This is a genomic window from Schaalia sp. JY-X159 (genome assembly GCF_014525425.1).
In the GTDB taxonomy this organism is placed as follows: Bacteria; Actinomycetota; Actinomycetes; order Actinomycetales; family Actinomycetaceae; genus Scrofimicrobium.
In genome coordinates this window covers 55,146-72,608 of the sequence record NZ_JACEXI010000004.1, presented here as the reverse complement: position 1 = coordinate 72,608, position 17,463 = coordinate 55,146, and the positions used below count along the sequence as shown (strand labels likewise).

Annotated in this window: 17 protein-coding genes; 2 read left to right on the top strand and 15 right to left on the bottom strand. The window is 59.1% G+C overall.

Annotation, left to right across the window (positions count from 1 at the left end; genetic code table 11):
• The first annotated feature begins 111 nt into the window (after positions 1-111).
• On the top strand, positions 112-1,314 hold the full coding sequence (locus IDL90_RS07850) for a glutamate--cysteine ligase (RefSeq protein ID WP_187995018.1): 1,203 nt from the start codon (positions 112-114) through the stop codon (positions 1,312-1,314).
• A gap of 9 nt (positions 1,315-1,323) precedes the next feature.
• Here IDL90_RS07850 and tsaD read toward each other — a convergent pair whose 3' ends face one another.
• From tsaD to IDL90_RS07800, 10 genes are all read right to left on the bottom strand, one after another.
• Positions 1,324-2,364, bottom strand: a complete 1,041-nt coding sequence (gene tsaD, locus IDL90_RS07845; protein ID WP_187995017.1) for a tRNA (adenosine(37)-N6)-threonylcarbamoyltransferase complex transferase subunit TsaD — start codon at positions 2,362-2,364, stop codon at positions 1,324-1,326.
• A gap of 247 nt (positions 2,365-2,611) precedes the next feature.
• Positions 2,612-3,355 (bottom strand): succinate dehydrogenase/fumarate reductase iron-sulfur subunit, encoded by a 744-nt coding sequence (locus IDL90_RS07840; protein ID WP_182142062.1) that lies wholly within the window; start codon positions 3,353-3,355, stop codon positions 2,612-2,614.
• The gene (locus tag IDL90_RS07835; protein ID WP_187995016.1) at positions 3,352-5,334 is read right to left on the bottom strand and encodes a fumarate reductase/succinate dehydrogenase flavoprotein subunit; all 1,983 of its coding nucleotides are present in this window, start codon (positions 5,332-5,334) and stop codon (positions 3,352-3,354) included. Before IDL90_RS07835 ends, IDL90_RS07840 begins: the two co-directional genes overlap by 4 nt.
• Before the next feature lie 22 nt (positions 5,335-5,356).
• The gene (locus tag IDL90_RS07830; protein WP_187995015.1) at positions 5,357-6,058 is read right to left on the bottom strand and encodes a succinate dehydrogenase cytochrome b subunit; all 702 of its coding nucleotides are present in this window, start codon (positions 6,056-6,058) and stop codon (positions 5,357-5,359) included.
• A 220-nt stretch (positions 6,059-6,278) separates the two neighbouring features.
• On the bottom strand, positions 6,279-6,719 hold the full coding sequence (gene rimI, locus IDL90_RS07825; protein ID WP_182142059.1) for a ribosomal protein S18-alanine N-acetyltransferase: 441 nt from the start codon (positions 6,717-6,719) through the stop codon (positions 6,279-6,281).
• Positions 6,720-7,391, bottom strand: a complete 672-nt coding sequence (tsaB, locus tag IDL90_RS07820) for a tRNA (adenosine(37)-N6)-threonylcarbamoyltransferase complex dimerization subunit type 1 TsaB (RefSeq protein ID WP_187995014.1) — start codon at positions 7,389-7,391, stop codon at positions 6,720-6,722.
• Between the two features lie 12 nt (positions 7,392-7,403).
• On the bottom strand, positions 7,404-7,889 hold the full coding sequence (tsaE, locus tag IDL90_RS07815) for a tRNA (adenosine(37)-N6)-threonylcarbamoyltransferase complex ATPase subunit type 1 TsaE (protein WP_187995013.1): 486 nt from the start codon (positions 7,887-7,889) through the stop codon (positions 7,404-7,406).
• Positions 7,889-9,157, bottom strand: coding sequence for an alanine racemase (gene alr / locus IDL90_RS07810; RefSeq protein ID WP_187995012.1), 1,269 nt, complete (start codon positions 9,155-9,157; stop codon positions 7,889-7,891). Before alr ends, tsaE begins: the two co-directional genes overlap by 1 nt.
• A 72-nt stretch (positions 9,158-9,229) precedes the next feature.
• Complete coding sequence (locus IDL90_RS07805; RefSeq protein ID WP_187995011.1) at positions 9,230-10,210, bottom strand: GRP family sugar transporter; 981 nt, start codon at positions 10,208-10,210, stop codon at positions 9,230-9,232.
• Between the two features lie 11 nt (positions 10,211-10,221).
• Positions 10,222-11,100, bottom strand: coding sequence for an ADP/ATP-dependent (S)-NAD(P)H-hydrate dehydratase (locus tag IDL90_RS07800; protein WP_187995010.1), 879 nt, complete (start codon positions 11,098-11,100; stop codon positions 10,222-10,224).
• A 27-nt stretch (positions 11,101-11,127) separates the two neighbouring features.
• Between IDL90_RS07800 and coaA the strand changes: the two genes are divergently transcribed.
• Positions 11,128-12,105: a type I pantothenate kinase gene (gene coaA / locus IDL90_RS07795; protein ID WP_182142053.1), complete on the top strand. Its 978-nt coding sequence runs from the start codon at positions 11,128-11,130 to the stop codon at positions 12,103-12,105.
• A gap of 4 nt (positions 12,106-12,109) precedes the next feature.
• Here the strand turns inward: coaA and glmM are convergent, their stop codons facing one another.
• The 5 genes from glmM to IDL90_RS07770 form a co-directional block, all read right to left on the bottom strand.
• On the bottom strand, positions 12,110-13,474 hold the full coding sequence (gene glmM, locus IDL90_RS07790) for a phosphoglucosamine mutase (protein ID WP_182142052.1): 1,365 nt from the start codon (positions 13,472-13,474) through the stop codon (positions 12,110-12,112).
• 132 nt (positions 13,475-13,606) lie between these two features.
• A complete protein-coding gene (rpsI, locus tag IDL90_RS07785; protein WP_182142051.1) occupies positions 13,607-14,098 on the bottom strand; it encodes a 30S ribosomal protein S9 in 492 nt (163 codons plus the stop codon).
• A gap of 35 nt (positions 14,099-14,133) precedes the next feature.
• The gene (rplM, locus tag IDL90_RS07780) at positions 14,134-14,577 is read right to left on the bottom strand and encodes a 50S ribosomal protein L13 (protein ID WP_182142050.1); all 444 of its coding nucleotides are present in this window, start codon (positions 14,575-14,577) and stop codon (positions 14,134-14,136) included.
• Positions 14,578-14,886: 309 nt separating this feature from the next.
• Complete coding sequence (locus IDL90_RS07775) at positions 14,887-15,879, bottom strand: tRNA pseudouridine synthase A (RefSeq protein ID WP_316930312.1); 993 nt, start codon at positions 15,877-15,879, stop codon at positions 14,887-14,889.
• A complete protein-coding gene (locus IDL90_RS07770) occupies positions 15,876-16,646 on the bottom strand; it encodes an ROK family protein (RefSeq protein WP_187995009.1) in 771 nt (256 codons plus the stop codon). Before IDL90_RS07770 ends, IDL90_RS07775 begins: the two co-directional genes overlap by 4 nt.
• Positions 16,647-17,463 lie beyond the last annotated feature (817 nt).

Here is a 17,463-nt window from a genome sequence, read left to right as displayed (position 1 = left end):
CTCTGGTGTCAACTGCGTTCATTACACTGTTTCAAGGTAGTGACGAAGCTCAAAATCGGGCACACTGGTCACCAGCGCACTGATCACTTAGATCCCACGGAGGTTACCGACATGCCCCTCGACTTTGCACAATCGGAACGTTCAACTGTTGGCGTGGAATGGGAACTCCAACTAGTCGACAAAGACTCTAATGATCTGCGCCAAGCTGCGGATGCCGTCATTCGAAAGGCTCGCGAAGACAAGGAGCTTTCGCCTCATATTCACCGGGAGATGCTCCTCAACACAACCGAGGTCACATCTGGAAAGCGCACGAAGATTAGCGAGTGTCTTGAAGATCTCCGGTACGGTGTGACAGCACTACGCCCGATTACCGATGCGTTGAGGATTGACCTCAGTTCCGCCGGTACGCACCCCTTTGCACGCCCTGCCTACCAGCGCGTCACTGACTCTCGGCGCTACGCGGAACTGGTGGACCGCACGCAATACTGGGGTCGGCAGATGTTGCTCTATGGGGTTCACGTTCACGTGGGGGTTGAAGACCGGGATAAGGTCCTCCCAATTGTTAATGCTCTGATTACCCGGGCGGGCCAGCTGCAGTCTCTCGCGGCCTCGTCCCCGTTTTGGGCGGGTGAGGACACGGGATATGCCTCCAACCGAGCGATGATTTTCCAGCAGCTGCCAACTGCGGGCATGACCCCACAGTTCCACGAATGGAGTGAACTTGAGCGCTACCATGACGGAATGCTCAAGACGGGAGTCATCGATTCCTTTGACGAACTGCGCTGGGACATTCGCCCATCAATTGGGCTGGGAACGGTCGAGGTGCGAATCTTCGATGCCTGCACGAACATCCTTGAGGTCGAGGCGGTCGCGTCGCTCGCACACTGCCTAGTTGAGTACTATTCTTCAATGATTGACGGCGGTGAGAAGACACCGGAAATCCCCCAGTGGTTCGCAGAGGAAAACAAGTGGCGCTCAGCTCGCTATGGGATGGACGCAATCCTGATTTTGGACGAGGACGGGAACGAAGAGCACATCCGAGATACCGTCGAGCAGATGCTGGTGGATCTCGCACCGACAGCGGAGAGGCTCGGCTGCGCGGACGGCCTCGCCAAAGTCCGGCAGATTCTCACCTTCGGTGCGTCCTACCAGCGCCAACGGGCTGTTGCGGAGGCGAACCCTAAGCATGCTTTTGATGACGTCGTTGAACTGATGAGGGCCGAAATGGGTGCTGACTCACCACTCTCCCCGCAGGCGTTTGCAGAGATTCGGCAGTCTAACGGCAGGCACTCGGGGGCTGGGCGCAGGATCTAACGGCCTCAACTAGGACATGTAAATCTGTTCCAGTTCCATTCCAGAATCGGGCCCGAAATCTGCGGGCGAGGGCGGGAGACCGGCTTCTACCAGCAGAGCCCCAAGGGCTGCGATTTGGGCGCCGTTGTCGGTGCAGTACCGCATTGGTGGGATTCGCACTTCAATTCCTTGTTTGCCCGCACGCTCCGCAAGTAGTGAGCGGAGGCGAGAATTTGCGGCAAACCCTCCACCGACGACGATCACTTTGCATCCGCTATCCACTGCTGCTCGAACAGCTTTCGCAGTGAGCGAGTCATTGATTGACTCTGAGAAAGCCGCTGCGACCTCGGCGTGGTCGGCCTCCGGATGCTCAATCAGGTAACGGGACACGGCAGTCTTGAGCCCGGAGAATGAGAAATCGTACTTGTAGCGTTCTTTGTCTTTTCCGGCAGCAAGACCCCGGGGAAAGCGGATTGCGTCTGGATCCTGCGCCGAGGCAGCCAGTCGATCCATGTGTGGTCCCGCCGGATACGGCAGCCCCATGAGTCTGCCAACCTTGTCAAAAGCCTCGCCAGCTGCGTCATCCAGTGTTCCACCCAGCTCAACTACCGAGCATGGGAGGTCCTCAATGAGCAGCAGGTTGGAGTGTCCACCTGATGCAACCAGCCCGATGAAACGATCCGGAAGCGGACCGTGTTCAAACATGTCGATCGCGAGATGGCCAATCACGTGGTTGACACCGTAGAGAGGAACACCGAGTGCCGCCGCCAGACCCTTTGCGGACGTGATTCCAACAGTCAGGGAGCCGACCAAGCCAGGCCCGGCTGCGCAAGCAATCGCATCAACGTCACTCAACTTCACACCCGCTTGCTCGAGGGCGGAATCAAGTGCGGGGAGAAAGCTCTCAAGGTGGGCCCGCGAAGCAATCTCTGGGATGATGCCGCCGAACCTCACGTGTTGATCCATGGAGGTGGCTGTCACGTCGGTCAGCAGAGTCCTGTTGCGGACCAGCGCGACGCCAGTTTCGTCGCATGTCGATTCAATTCCGAGGATAAGGGGTACAGAGTTCACGAAAAGAGCATACCCGCCTGCCGCACCTAGGCGGTATGCGCCCGGCCTCACGCCAAATCTCAAGCCCCTGCCGTGAAATGTATATGTGGGGAAGCAAAGTGGGTCTGGGGCATGCACCCCAGACCCACTTCTTGTCCCGCCGTATACATTTCGCGGACGACCGGGAAAAGCTATCTTCCGTGGAAGACCACGAGAGGTTACATTCCGCGCAGGAACCCGCGATGTCCCGGACGAGACCTAGATTTGCTTACAAACCCTTGAAGGTTGCCTTGCTGAGCTGGCGATTCAGGGTTGAGATAACGTCCAAAGGAATCTCCTTGGGGCAAACCGCTGAGCATTCACCAATGTTCGTGCACCCGCCGAAGCCTTCTTCGTCCATCTGGTTCAGCATGTTTACCACGCGGCTCAGGTTCTCCGGATGTCCCTGCGGAAGCAGACCCAGGTGAGTAACCTTTGCTGCTGTAAACAGCATGGCCGACGCATTGGGGCACGCAGCCACACAGGAGCCGCAACCAATGCAGGCAGCCGCTTCAAACGCGCGATCCGCCTCAGGCTTCGGAATCAGAGTCACATTCGCATCCGGTGCGGCACCTGTATTCACAGAAACATAGCCACCGGCTTGAATGATTCGGTCAAATGCACGGCGATTGACAACCAGGTCCTGAATGATTGGGAAAGCCGTTGCACGCCACGGTTCAATGGTGATCGTGTCACCATCGTTGAACGAGCGCATATGCAACTGACAGGTTGTGGTCTGTTCAGGGCCGTTGGCAATGCCGTTGATGACGATCCCACACTGACCACAGATGCCTTCACGGCAGTCTGAGTCAAACGCGACTGGATCCTCGCCGCGAGCAAAAAGCTCTTCGTTCAGAATGTCGAGCATTTCGAGGAAAGAGGAATCTTCAGAAACCCCCCGCACTTCATACTCAACCATCGCACCATCGACATCGGGAGTCTCCTGGCGCCAAATTCGTAGTTTCAGGTTCACTTGTAGCTCCGCTGCTTCAACTCGATGTTCTCGTACGTGAGGTTCTCTTTATGCAAGATTGGGGGCGTGTCCTCACCCGTCCACTCCCATGCTGAAACGAAGAGGAAGTTCTCGTCGTCACGCTTCGCTTCGCCCTCTTCCGTCTGCGATTCCTCGCGGAAGTGTCCACCTGCGGACTCCTCACGGTTCAGAGCATCAATGCACATCAGCTCACCGAGGCCGAGGAAGTCAGCAACACGCCCAGCCTTCTCAAGCGACTGGTTCATCTCGCCGACCGTCTTGCCCGGAACCCGAAGGTTTGTCCAGAACTCCTTGCGAAGCTCCCGGATCATGTCGATGGCCTCAAGCAACCCCTCACGGGTGCGGGACATGCCGCAACGTTCCCACATGATGTGGCCAAGTTCCTTGTGGAACGAGTCCGCGGAACGATTGCCCTGAATGCTCATCATCCGGTCGATCTGTGCCTGGGCCGCAGCCTTGGCTTCAACCACTGCTGGAGTGGAGTCATCAACCACGGGGAACGACGCAGCGCCGGACAGGTAGTCACACATGACTGCTGGAAGGGCAAAGTAGCCATCCACCAGACCCTGAAGCAGTGCGGACGCGCCGAGTCGGTTCGCACCGTGATCAGAGAAGTTCGCCTCACCGGCAACGTAGAGGCCCGGAACATTCGATTCGAGGTCGTAGTCAACCCACAGGCCACCCATTGTGAAGTGAACTGCGGGGTAGATACGCATGGGAACCGAGTATGGATCCTCTGCGGTAATCCTCTCGTACATGTCGAAGAGGTTGCCGTACTTTGCAGAAACGGCGTCCTTACCCAAGCGGTCAATCGCGTCCTGGAAATCAAGGTAAACACCACGGCGTTCACCGTTCACCTTAGGCCCAACACCCAGACCCGCATCGCACATGTTCTTGGCTTGCCTTGAAGCGATATCACGTGGCACAAGGTTGCCGAACGCAGGGTAGATACGCTCTAGGTAGTAGTCACGATCCTCTTCAGGGATGTCTCTTGGGTCCTTATCGCAGTCGGCTGCATTCTTAGGAACCCAGATCCGCCCATCATTACGCAGCGACTCTGACATGAGAGTTAGCTTCGACTGCTGATCACCGTGCTGCGGGATGCAGGTCGGGTGAATCTGTGTGAAGCAGGGGTTACCGAAGTAAGCACCCTTCCTGTATGCACGCCAAATTGCAGTGGCGTTACAGCCCATCGCATTTGTAGAAAGGAAGAAGACGTTACCGTAGCCGCCGGTAGCCAGGACCACAGCATCTGCCGTGTACGTCTCAAGTTCACCATTGACCATGTTGCGGCAGACGATGCCACGAGCACGACCCTCAGAGATGATCAGTTCAACCATCTCATGGCGTGAGTGCTCACGTACGGTGCCCGCTGCGACTTGCCTCTCCAGTGCCTGGTAAGCACCGATCAGAAGCTGCTGGCCTGTTTGACCACGTGCGTAGAACGTACGGGAAACCTGAACGCCACCGAATGAACGGGTATCAAGGTATCCGCCATACTCGCGGGCAAACGGGACGCCCTGCGCAACTGCCTGGTCGATGACGTTGACCGAGCATTCGGCGAGACGGTAGACGTTAGATTCGCGCGACCGGTAGTCGCCACCTTTCACCGTGTCATAGAACAGGCGGTAGACGCTGTCGTCATCATTGCGGTAGTCCTTAGCGGCATTGATGCCACCCTGAGCTGCAATGGAGTGCGCGCGTCGCGCGGAATCCTGATAGAAGAAGGCGTCAACCTGGTAGCCCTGCTCGCCAAGCGAGGCGGCCGCGGAAGCGCCGGCAAGCCCGGTTCCAACCACGATGATGCTGCGCTTGCGCCGGTTGGCAGGGTTGACCAGTTTGACTTCAGCCTTGCGTGTCTGCCAGACCTTATCAAGCGGCACATTCTTCGGTGCCTTAGTGTCCTCAATATCGTCGCCAAGACGGTAGAGGCCATCAACTAGTTTGTCGTTAGTCATTTTCTCTATATCCTCTGTGCGCCTAGTGGATGACGCCGGTGGCGATGAACAACGGGGGCAGCATGAACATCACGAAGATGACGCCAGCAACTATGCCGGACAGCCACAACATGAAGGTTCGCGTGTTCTTTCGGACCCACCCCATGGTCTGGAAAGCAGACCAGAAACCGTGCCCAACGTGAGCCGTGACCAGCGAGACGAAGATCAGGTAAACCACAAAGATCCACGGCTGCTGGAATGAAGCAATCACCATCTCGTATGGTGATGCATCCGCAGCAAAGCCCGTGCGAATTGTCAGCGTCGTGAACTGCAGGAGGTGGAACACGATCAGGAAGATCAGTAGCACACCGGTGATACGCATGGTGCGTGCCGCATAAGCGTCAACAGCACTCTTCTTCACCGCGTACTGGTGCTTGCGGGCTTTCTTTGACTTGTACCAGGTGTAGAACGCACTGAAGATGTGGATGCCGATCGCAGCGACCATGAGCGCGCGGAAGACCCAGATGAACGTGCCCTTGGGGAAAATCGGGTAGAACGCCTCTCCCTTTAACCAGTGTGCGTAGTGATCGTAAGCCTCAGCTCCAATAAACAGCTTGAGGTTTCCATAGGCATGGAACAGAAGGAACAGAACGAGGAACAGTCCGGAGAGCGCCATCAACTGTTTGATAAATACAGTGGTGGTCCAAGCTCGCCGCCTCTTGATTGCGACAGTATTTGTGGCCATGGGAATTACCCTAATAAGCGAATCTCACTCGCACCCGGGACCTTCAACCATATGCGGCAGGCGGGAGGCGTTAAGCATGACACATCCTTGGAGTTCCGCGGGAAAACGCCATCATCAAGATGACAACGACACTCGAAATCTCGCCACGATAGCACCTCAGAATTCCACTTTGAGAAGGTGATTACGTAACACCGGCTTACGGAAATACCTGAAAGATGACCTAGAGCTCAATCCTCATCGCAACCGCATCTTCTACGGGGTCGCGGTAGTAGTTCGCGATCACGCCAACCGGGGCAAAACCCAGCTCTTGATATAACGCCCGCGCGGGGTCATTCGAAACGCGAACTTCAAGAAACAGCTCACCAATCCCCGCCGCCCGCGCCTGCTCTAAGAGGAGCTCAACAATCTGCCTCCCCAAGCCAAGACGGCGGTAGTCAGCACTGACCGCAAGCGTCATCAGATCACCCTCATGGGCTCCCTTTATTCCACCGTACCCGATGAGGCTCTCCCCCATGAATGCCCCGATATAGTGTCCCCATCGGCTGGTCAGTTCTTCCCTAATGAGGCGCTCCGACCAGGCCTCGGCGGGAAACACTGCCTTCTCAATCTCATGCACCTTTGCCACGTCGGTCGCGGTTAGTCTGCGGAACTCGACCTCCACTTAGGCTGTTCCACCCTGAATATCGGGACGGCGCAGATAGAGAGGCTCTAAGGGAAAGGACGCCTGGGGATTCTGTGTCGTCCGTTCCTGAACGACCGTGGCTAGCACCGCGGGATCAAGCGTCAGGTCAACGGCACTCGAGGACTCAAGGTCATCCAAGAGGTGGGGCGGGCGCACACCTGAGAAGAACACTCGGGCACCACTTGCATCAGCCAGCTTCAATGCATCCGCCAATTTGCCAACCTGCGGGCCTACCCCAGGGGTTCCGCCCTCCTTCGTATACAGCGCAAAGTAGACCTCACGCCTCTTAGCATCGGTCAGGACGAGGACGTCCCCGCCGGGGTGCTCCCTCGCAGCCTGCGATCCGAGGACGTCCAGGCTGGGCACTCCCAAGACACGCACCCCCAGGCCTCGACCCAGGGCGGAGGCGAACGCAATCCCTGCGCGCAACGCCGTAAATGGCCCCGGCCCCACGCCAACGACAATCTGCTCAATGTTGGCCGAGCCCGCACCTGCGGTAACGCCTGCGCTGAGGAGGACGTTTTCGAGTAACATCCCCAAACCCTCCGCCTGGTGGCGGGAGTCCGGGTCGGTTGCTTGGCCAAGAGTGACCCCGTCTTCTACGAGGGCGATCGTGGCGACAACTGAAGTGTCAATACAAAGTGAACGCACTGCATTCCTTTCTTACCCAAGGGGGCGTGTTTGCATCCATTCTGCAAGGCGTCTCTCAGGTTCTTCTCCGAGGGCGACCAGGCTGATTTTTCGCGCGTCCTCGTCCTCGCCATCGAACTGAAGGGTCAACTCAAAGCGGTCTGCGCTGAGGCGGTCGGCTTTCCCCTGTCCCCATTCCACAACCGTGACGGAATCTTCCAAAGAAGCCTCCAGGTCGACGGTTTCCATGTCAAGGTCGTCTTCGACACGGTAGGCATCAACATGGATCAGGTCGGGGCCGGCCTCTTGCGAGCGATGGACACGCGAGACTATATACGTTGGTGATGTCACCCGCCCTCGGACTCCCAATGCGGCGCCAAGTCCTTGAACCAGCGTTGTTTTGCCCGCCCCTAAATCGCCCACCAGGATCACCATGTCACCTGCTTTGAGAAGATGGGCAAGGCTGGCCCCTACAGCGCGGGTCTCATCCGCTGTCTCAGTGCGCACATCAAACCGCATCAGGCACCTCCCCCATCGTTTTTGGCTAGGAACTCGTAGTCGATCTTTTCGGGAGGGTCCAGATAGACGCGGACAATGTGCTCGGGAAGTCTGGAGAGTACCTCGTAGTGGATCGTCTCGCTGGCCCGCGCCCAGTCGTCCACGGACGTCTCCCCTTTTGCGGGATCTCCGAAGAGGACAACCGCGTCACCTACCTGCGCGGGAGTCTCCGGGTCCGTTCCAAGGTCAATCATGATTTGGTCCATACATACTCGTCCGATGATGGGCGCGTTGACTACCCCCGCCGCGGTGTGGACCTGGACCGAGACCCTGTTTGAAATGCTGCGCGGAATCCCGTCGGCATACCCCACTGGAAGCAATCCGATCCACGTCGGCTCGTCGGCTTCCCAAGTTCCTCCGTACGACACGCGGGTGCCCGGCTCAATAAGCTTGATCTGGGTGACAGTGGTTGTGAAACGGCCTGCCGGGACAAGGCCCAGTTGGGACGAGGTCGAGGCCGCCGGGTTCGGCGAGAACCCGTAAATGCCAATCCCGGGGCGGACCATGTCGAAGTGAGCATCCTGGTGCCACAGGGTCCCCGCTGTTGCCCCAAGGTGGCAGACATCCGGGGTCAGACCGGCCGCCAGAACCGACTCCCTGTAGTCGCGGAAGCGGGCAATTTGGGAATCTGTTACCGCCTTGCCCGGTCCGTACGGATCGTCGGCTTCGGGAAGGTGCGCAAGGAGGCCCACAACTTGCACTTCACCTGCGTCTTGGGCCTGCTTGGCGCGGGCAGCCAGTTCGGGTAGCTCCACCTCTGTTGCCCCACCTCTGGACATGCCCACGTCCACATTCAGGTGAATGCGTGCCGGGCGAAGTGGCTCGTTGTTTTCATCGGCTACTTCGCGTGCAGCAAGAATGGCTTGCTCAAGTTGGCCAACAGTGGACACAGAAACATCCAGGTGGGCTTTGTGGGCACTAACCCAGTCGTGGTTGGGAGCGCCAATCCAGGTCAGTATGTGTGTCTCTTGCGGGTCGAGGTGCGCTCCATCAAAGTCACGTCGCAGAGCCAGCGCCTCAGGGATTCTGGAGACGGCAAACCACCGCACGCCCTCGTCGTATGCGGCAAATGCCACCTCTGTTCGGCCAAACCCATAGCCGTTGGACTTCACCACGGCCAGTAGCGCGGACCCGTTGGCGTAGCCTTTCAGCTTTGCCACGTTGTGGCGGATGGCGCCAAGGTCCACGGTTATGCATGCCGGGTAATTGTCGGGTTCTAGGTTTTCCACTCTGCCCATTATTCCACCGCTTGCGCGGACTTCATCGTTGCCTGTACCACGCATCCACTCGGGAAGCCGTAGCTAGGCAACGTCAAGAGACTTCGCCACCCCGAGCAGCAGAGCACCGACGACGAGGACGACGACGCCCAGCGAAATGGCAACCATTTCCTTCCTTGTACGTTTCTCTCCCAGTATCCAGATTCCCCCGAAGGTAGCGATGATTACGCTCAGTTGCGACAGGGAGAATCCGACCGCCACACCCACTTTGACCTGGGAAAACTGCATGATGACAACGCCAAGGCCCCACATACCGCCAGGGATCATCGCCGCCAGCGTGTACTTGGACCATCTGGTATCAACCCGGCCCAACTGCTTGGTGAAGAATGGAAAGGAGACGATGAATCCGACCAGCAGGATCCCGAATGCCTGGTAGAAGAAGGATCGCAGCGGATCAACTTCCCAGTAGCGAATGATAATTGGAAACGCAATGTAGAACAGGGTGGACAGACCCGTATCGATGAGGCCGGACACCAGCTGTTTCGGCCTGGTATCCACGGGGGTTGGGGAGCCTTTGCCGGGTGCGGCAACCGCGACGGGGTCGTAGGGAACCGCCACGACGTCTCCGCCCTCGTCGAAGCCTCCCGTTGGCTTCTGCTGCCAGGATGTGAGCATCACCCCGAGGATGATCAGAGCTAGGCCAACCAGGCCAACCGGTAAGGCCGCTGACCCGAGCCACTCTCCGAAGAGGAGTATGCCGAGCAGTGAGATCCCCAGCAACTGCCCACCTGTAGTCAGTGGCATGACGCGCGAGACGCCAATCTTGTGGAATGCGGAAATCTGCAGGTACGAGGCCAGCCCGACCACGATACCCGCGCAGAAGGCGACAAGAATCGAGGTCGAGTCAGTATCCAATCCCAGGACCAGCGCCAACACAGTCGCACTGACGAAAGAGCCCAAAGCGACGCCAAGTGTGTGCTGCCGGGCATCTCCCCCAACTTTCAAGAGGATAATGCCCATTGATCCATAGAGGAAGGCGGGGACGAGGGCGAGGGCAAAATACACTTGGCTCCCTTTCAGAGGATCTGCTCAAAAGCGTTGGGGACCGCCCTGATGATATCCGTGGCAACAATCGGGTGGCCCTGGGATCCGGTGGGTTCCAGGTTGGTATCAAGAATGCCCGCCGCAGATGCGGCTGCAAACCCATGCAGGCCCACGGCACATGCGACAGGGCCCGCCAGGTCATCGATGCTGAGGGAAGAGCCTTCTTGCAGTGCAAGTGCCTGCACCTGGGCAACCGCCGCGCAGATCATCCCTGCCAGAACATCACCGGCGCCAGCCGTCGCACCCCACGCAGTCGGCGCCTGGAAGCAGAGAGATGTGCCAGCGGGGGTGGCCACACAGGTCGTTGCCCCCTTGACAACGACCACACATCGGGCGAGGTGTGCGAGCCGCACAGCCGCACCTTCGATGTCTTTCTCAACCTCAGCCCGTGACCATTCCTCTCCAAACAGGGTGAGGATTTCGGCTGCTTCCCCAACATGCGGGGTCGCCACAACCAAAGGGTTGTCGTTCGCCCATTCCCGCGCGCCGCGCAAGGCGCCAGCATCCACAATAAGCGGTCGCCCCTCGAGCGCGCACTCTCGCGCTAGGACCTCGACATAGGACGCCATTGAAGAATCCCAGCCACTACCGATGAGTGCTGCGTCAAAACGCCCGCCACCGAGCACCACCTCAGGAAATGCTGAAATAACCAGGTCTTCGCACCGAGCGGCCCCCGTGTAGCGGACCATGCCGGGCCCGACCGAGAGAGCGCCGCCAACTCCCAGTACCGCTGCTCCCGGATAAGTTTGAGAACCTGTGGCAAGCATCGGGACCCCGCGACTGTACTTGTGGTCACGCGGACCCGGAACTCTCAGGTGGGCCGCGATCAGTGTCTGATCAATCTCGTTCATTTGCTCTCCTCCCACCACAGTAGCCGCATGCGGAATAATCATGACGTGATCAATGTTGACATAACGACCACCAGCCCGAGCCCGTTCGAGCATTTCAGCCGCGAACAGTGGTCTGCGCTCGCTTCGCAGAGCCCACTCCCGCTGACCGCCAAGGATGTTGCAGCAATTGCAACCCTCGGCGACCCCATTGACCTTGAAGAGATCGACGCCATCTACCGACCTCTCTCAGCTCTGCTCCAGCTCCACGTTGATGGAACTTGGCGGACGAGGGCGGCGCGACGTTCATTCCTCCATCAGGGCTCGCAGTACCCCACACCCTTCGTGATCGGCGTGGCCGGTTCTGTAGCCGTCGGAAAATCAACTGTTGCAAGACTCTTGCGGCTCCTACTGTCGAGGTGGCCCCGGACACCGCGAGTAGACCTGATCACCACCGACGGGTTCCTCTACCCCAACGCGGAACTCGCGCGGCGGGGCCTGATGGACCGGAAAGGGTTCCCCGAGTCATATGACCGAGCTGCACTCCTTGACTTTGTGGCCCGAATCAAAGCCGGGCAACGATCGGTGTCCGCGCCGATCTACTCCCACGTCACGTACGACATTGTTGAGGGCGAGCAGGTCACAGTGCGGCGCCCCGACATCCTCATCGTCGAGGGGTTGAACGTGTTGCAGCCCGCGAGGACCGGCCCGGATATTCCCGGCGTGACAATTTCGGACTACTTCGACTTTCAGCTTTATGTTGACGCCGCCACAGAGGACATTGAGGAGTGGTACGTAGATAGGTTCCTCACCTTACGTACAGCAGCGTTCGCTGATCCTGCGTCATATTTCCGAAACTATGCTGACCTCCCGGACGATGAGGCAATCGCAACCGCGCGCCGTCTGTGGTCCGCAATCAACCTCCCCAACCTGCTGGACAACATTGAGCCGACCCGCCCTCGCGCAACAATGGTGCTGCGGAAGGCGGCCGACCATACCATCCAGGACATCTACCTCAGGAAGATGTAGATCCCTACTTCTGATCGAGTGCCAGGTGCTTCTTGACTGCGTGTCCCAGCAGTTCGGCAATCCCGTCAGCCTGGAGCTGGGTCGGAGCCTCAACCATGACGCGTACCAGGGGTTCCGTACCGGAAGGCCGCATGAGGACGCGTCCCGTATCACCAAGTAGACGTTCAACGTAACTGACCGTCTCAACAACTTCTGGGTGATCAAGGCCGTTGCGATCCACACCCGAGACGTTGACCAGAGTCTGCGGAAGACGCGGAATGTCGGCTACGAGCGTTGCCAGAGACTTCCCGGACAGCTTCACCATCCTTGCGATCAGCATCGAAGTAAGGACGCCGTCCCCGGTTGTTGCGTACTCAGAGGCAATGACGTGGCCCGACTGTTCACCACCAAGTGAGAATCCGCCGGCGCGCATTGCCTCGAGGACGTAGCGGTCTCCAACCGGGCTCTGCACAATACTGATCCCCTCGGCCTCCATTGCCTTCACCAGGCCCAAGTTCGACATGACAGTAACGACCAGGGTGTCCTCGTGCAGCTTCCCCTCACTGCGCATTGACCGGGCAAGCGCGCCCATGATCTTGTCACCATCGATGAGGCTTCCAGACCCATCAACTGCCAGGCACCTGTCTGCATCCCCGTCAAAGGCAACGCCAAAGTCCGCTCGGGAAGCAACGGTGGCAGCCTGCAGCTGCTCTGGATGCGTGGAACCACAGTTGTCGTTAATGTTGCGACCATCCGGTGAAGCGTTGATGACAACGACGTCCGCACCGCTACGGCGCAAGGCTTCCGGCCCAAACACCGAGGCCGCGCCATTCGCACAATCCACCGCAATACGTAGGCCGGAGAGGTCTGTACCGCAAGACTCAACGAGGTGGTCAACGTAGCTCTTCTCAGCCAGGTCGTCGTCATACCACACCTCACCCACGGCAGCACCCGTCGGACGTTGCCACGGTTTCTCCAAAAGAGCCTCGATCTCATCTTCAATCGAGTCTTCCAGTTTGAAACCGCCGCGGGCAAAGAACTTGATGCCGTTGTCCGGCATGGGGTTGTGTGAAGCAGAAATCATCACGCCGAGGTCGATTCCCTCTTCAGTTGCAGTCACGTGCGCCACCGCGGGTGTCGGAACAACGCCAACGCGAACCACATCCATACCGGCTGCGGCTAGGCCTGCAGCCAGAGCGTGATCAAGGAACTCCCCCGAGATTCGGGTGTCACGACCGATGATTGCACGTGGCCTGCGGGAACCGCGGGACTTCTTATCGGTACCACCAATTCGACGGGCTGCCGCCTCACCCAGTGCTAACGCAAGTTCTGCGGTGATATCTCGGTTAGCGAGGCCACGAACCCCGTCGGTACCGAATAGTCTGCCCATCATCTACCTCTAATCTCTGTTCCTTGCGCAACCCGCTCTTGCGAACACACATCCCTAAGTATAAGAACCTCCGCCACATCTGTGACGGAGGTTCTTATTGTATTTGCGTTGGTCGGCGTTTGATTTGCCGATTTAGCGCTTCGAGTACTGCGGTGCCTTACGGGCCTTCTTCAGGCCGGCCTTCTTGCGCTCAACTGCACGAGCGTCACGTGTAAGGAACCCTGCCTTCTTCAGAGCGGCGCGGTTCGCATCACGATCAATCTCATTCAGCGCGCGGGAAACACCCAGACGAAGAGCACCGGCCTGACCCGAGGGGCCACCACCATGGATACGTGCTACAACGTCAAAGCGACCTTCAAGATCAAGCAGCGCGAACGGGGAGTTCACCAACTGCTGGTGCAACTTGTTCGGGAAGTAGTTGTCCAGGGTGCGACCGTTGATGGTCCACTCTCCGGTGCCTGGAATCAGGCGAACGCGAGCAACTGCTTCCTTACGACGACCGAGGCCAGCGCCCGGTGCCGTGATCGAAGCGCCTGCCCCAGGGGCAGATTCTTCGGATTCTGATGTATACGAACTGGGAGCAACTTCCTCATCCAGTTCCAAAACTTCGGTGGTCTCAGCCACGGTTCTCCTAAAAGTGTGTGCCGTCAGCGCCCGAACTACTGGGCGACCTGCTTCAGCTCGTACGGGATGGGCATCTGGGCTGCGTGGGGGTGCTCTCCACCCGCATATACATGCAGCTTCTTGATCTGCTGGCGGCCCAGCGAGTTGTGGGGAATCATGCCCCACACGGCCTTCTCAATCACGCGCTCAGGGTTCTTGTCCATGAGTGTGCGGTAGGAAACCGTCTTGAGCCCACCCGGGAAACCGGAGTGGCTGTAGGCCTTCTTCTGATCCAGCTTCTTGCCGGTCAGAACAACCTTGTCAGCATTGATCACGATGACGTAATCGCCCATATCAGCGTTAGGGGCGAACGTCGGCTTGTGCTTGCCACGCAGCAGCGTGGCAACCTGGGCAGAGAGACGTCCGAGGACGGCATCGTTTGCATCGATGACGTACCACTTCTTGTCCGCATCTCCAGGTTTCGGTGAGTAGGTGCGCACCTGTCTAGCCTTCAATTCTCTTCGTTCGGAACAGGGGCTCTCACAGTCAGCGGGCAGCCGGAGTCCCTATTCACTTCAAAAGTCACTGTTGCGCAGCGCCGACATAAGGCCGAGTTTCACGGCGCGTCGGGCATATCAAACGAGTGGGAGGTGTTCAATACGCAGACCACACAACAGAGCTGAGTCTATCGACCCGGATTCCCTCCGGTCAAAGGACCCGCGGAATTGTGCTGGACTCCTCAGTCATCTGGGCTGAGCCCGTCAGACTCTCAGTGATCTGGGCTTGGTCCGTCCGCCCATCCCGAATGGTCAGCACTCTGTACAGTCTTCCAGCGTGCGCAGTGTCCTTGCCCGCCGCGACTGCTCTGACCACTCGCGTTCCGGGGGGTAGGCAACCCCCATCAGGGTCAATCCACGTGCCGGTGCGACTGGAACCCCGTGGCCTCGAGTGGGGTTGTCGACTAGGGCCCTCATCCAGTCTTCGTCGCGCGCACCCCTTCCAACCTCGACCAGCGCACCCACCAAGGATCGCACCATTGAGTGACAGAAGGCATCGGCAGAAACGTCAATGGTTAGTTCTCCGTCCTCGCCCTCGGCCACTTCGAGGTGACGCAGGGTGCGGATTGTGGTCGCACCTTCGCGGGGCCTACAGAATGAAAGAAAGTCGTGCTCACCTAAGAGGACGCTGGCTGCGTTGTTCATGGCTGTGACGTCAAGATCGTTGTAGGGAACCCACCAGCGAGCGTTCCTTGTCAGAGGGTCGCGGCTCTGCGGGGAAGCGCTGAGAAGATAACGATACTGACGACCCGTCGCCGAGAATCGTGCGTCAAAGGTGTCGGGCACAACGGCAACCGTGGTGACCACGATGTCGGCCTCCCCCTTTATCAAGGTCCCGCGCGCCACGGAACCACCTGAAATGAGAGGGCGCCAGAGAGCCGAGTAAGAGGAAGCAAGAATCCCGTTGATGCGGTCTCGAAGTTTCTGCGGATCGCCCTCGAACTGATCCACATCGCAGTGAGCCACCTGGTGTTTGGCATGAACACCAGAATCGGTACGGCCCGCTACGGTCAGTGAAATGGGCCGGCGCAAAATCGTCGTCAGTGCGCGTTCCAGTTCGCCCTGAACGGTTCTCAAGCCGTCCTGCTTAGCCCAACCATGCAGGTTTGAGCCGTCGTAGCAAAGATCGAACCGCAACCTTTGCTGCGGAACGGATCCTACTTCGCCGAGCTCTTGCCGCGGAATGAACCCTGCCTCGTCAGGCTCTTGCCGCGGAACGGATCCCGCTTCGCTGGGTCCTCTCACTGGTGTGCTCCAGTCAGATCCCAGGCCCGCACTCCCCCGAAGATTCCAGCCTCGTTGCGCACAAACACGATGTTCCCGGGCAGGGGATTTCGGGGTGACATGATGATTCTTGAGGCGTTGCCACCACCAATGTAGAGCCGGTCCCACATGTAGACGGGAACGAACCCTTCAATGACACGGCGCACCCTGCGTGACCAGTGCGCATCCCCAAGACGGAGGCGTTCATGCTCGCCAAGGTAGTCGTCGAATGTCAGCCCCCAACGTACAAGGCCTTGGGACAATTCCGCGTGGGGAGAAAGTGCTCCGGAATCAAAGATTGCGTTGCCCAAACCCGTCCCCAGGGTGATGATCATTTCGAGGCCGGTCCCAGTGATCACGCCGGTGCCCGCAACCTCCGCATCGTTGAGAACGATGGTGGGGAGGTCAAATGCCCCCTCGATGGCCGCCTTCATATCGAAGTTGCGCCAGGCATCCTTCAGTTCTGGCACCACCTTGGAACGGGGCCCATCCTTGGTTATGTAGTGGGGCGTTGCGATGACACGCCCGTGGCGGATCATGCCCGGCATTCCAACGGTAACGCGGTCGGCACGGGGTAGTTCAGCGGCGATCGAAGATATCGTCTCGACAAGTACCTTCGGGGGCATGGGGTAGGGGGCGCGTTTCCGCACGGGATTCGCAATGACAGTGGCGAACTCGTCGGCAACCGAACCTTTGATGCCACCACCACCGCAATCGATGCACAGGGTGAGGGGACCAGAACTAGACATGATACAAACTTACCCGCAAGTCACCGTGGCCACATTGCAGCCGGCGACACGGTGCCCCCATACCGCGGCTCCACCGCCGCTGCGCTGGCCCTCGCTCCGGCGCTGCTGGGCTGGCCCTCGCTCCGTCGCTGCTGCGCTGGCCCTCGTCCTCCTGCGCCACCCGCGTCCTCGTCCCCCTGCGCGACTCCGCGGTCCCCTCCTGGCCCCTCGGCCCCCCGCACCACCCCCTCCGCCGCCGCACCCCGCCGCCGCACCCCGCCGCCGCACCTCCGACCCCTCGGCCCCCCGCACCACCCCCTCCGCCGTCGCACCCCGCCGCCGCACCCCGCCGCCGCACCTCCGACCCCTCGGCCGGGCGCATCCGCCACTAACTACACTCTTGTGGCTCAAAAAACCCCGAAATCCCCGCAGATTCCTGCCACTTCAGTGCAGTTAGCGGAAATGCCTGCCGCCCCAGCCCACTCCCCCCTCGTCCCCCCGTGCTCCCGGTCCCCCGCAGGTCGGAAAAGCGACTCAGACTGCAACCAGATGCGACCTCCGCGGGACCGAGGCGCCTAGATGGGGCCGAACTCAAGTGATCGCGGGTTGCCAGGCTGTTTCGAGTCGGTGGGTTGTTGTTTGCTCGTTGTTGAGGTTGGTTCCGACGCTGCCCGGTGTCATAAGGGAGCGGGTTGCGCCTTACGGAGCGGGTTTGGTCCGCATAACCGTGTGATTTTAGGGAAAATGCGGCTAAACTCGCTCCGTAAGGCGCAACCGGCCCCGTATGGCGTAACAGTCATAGCTCCGCATCTCCCACCCCAAAACCACAGGCAGTCTC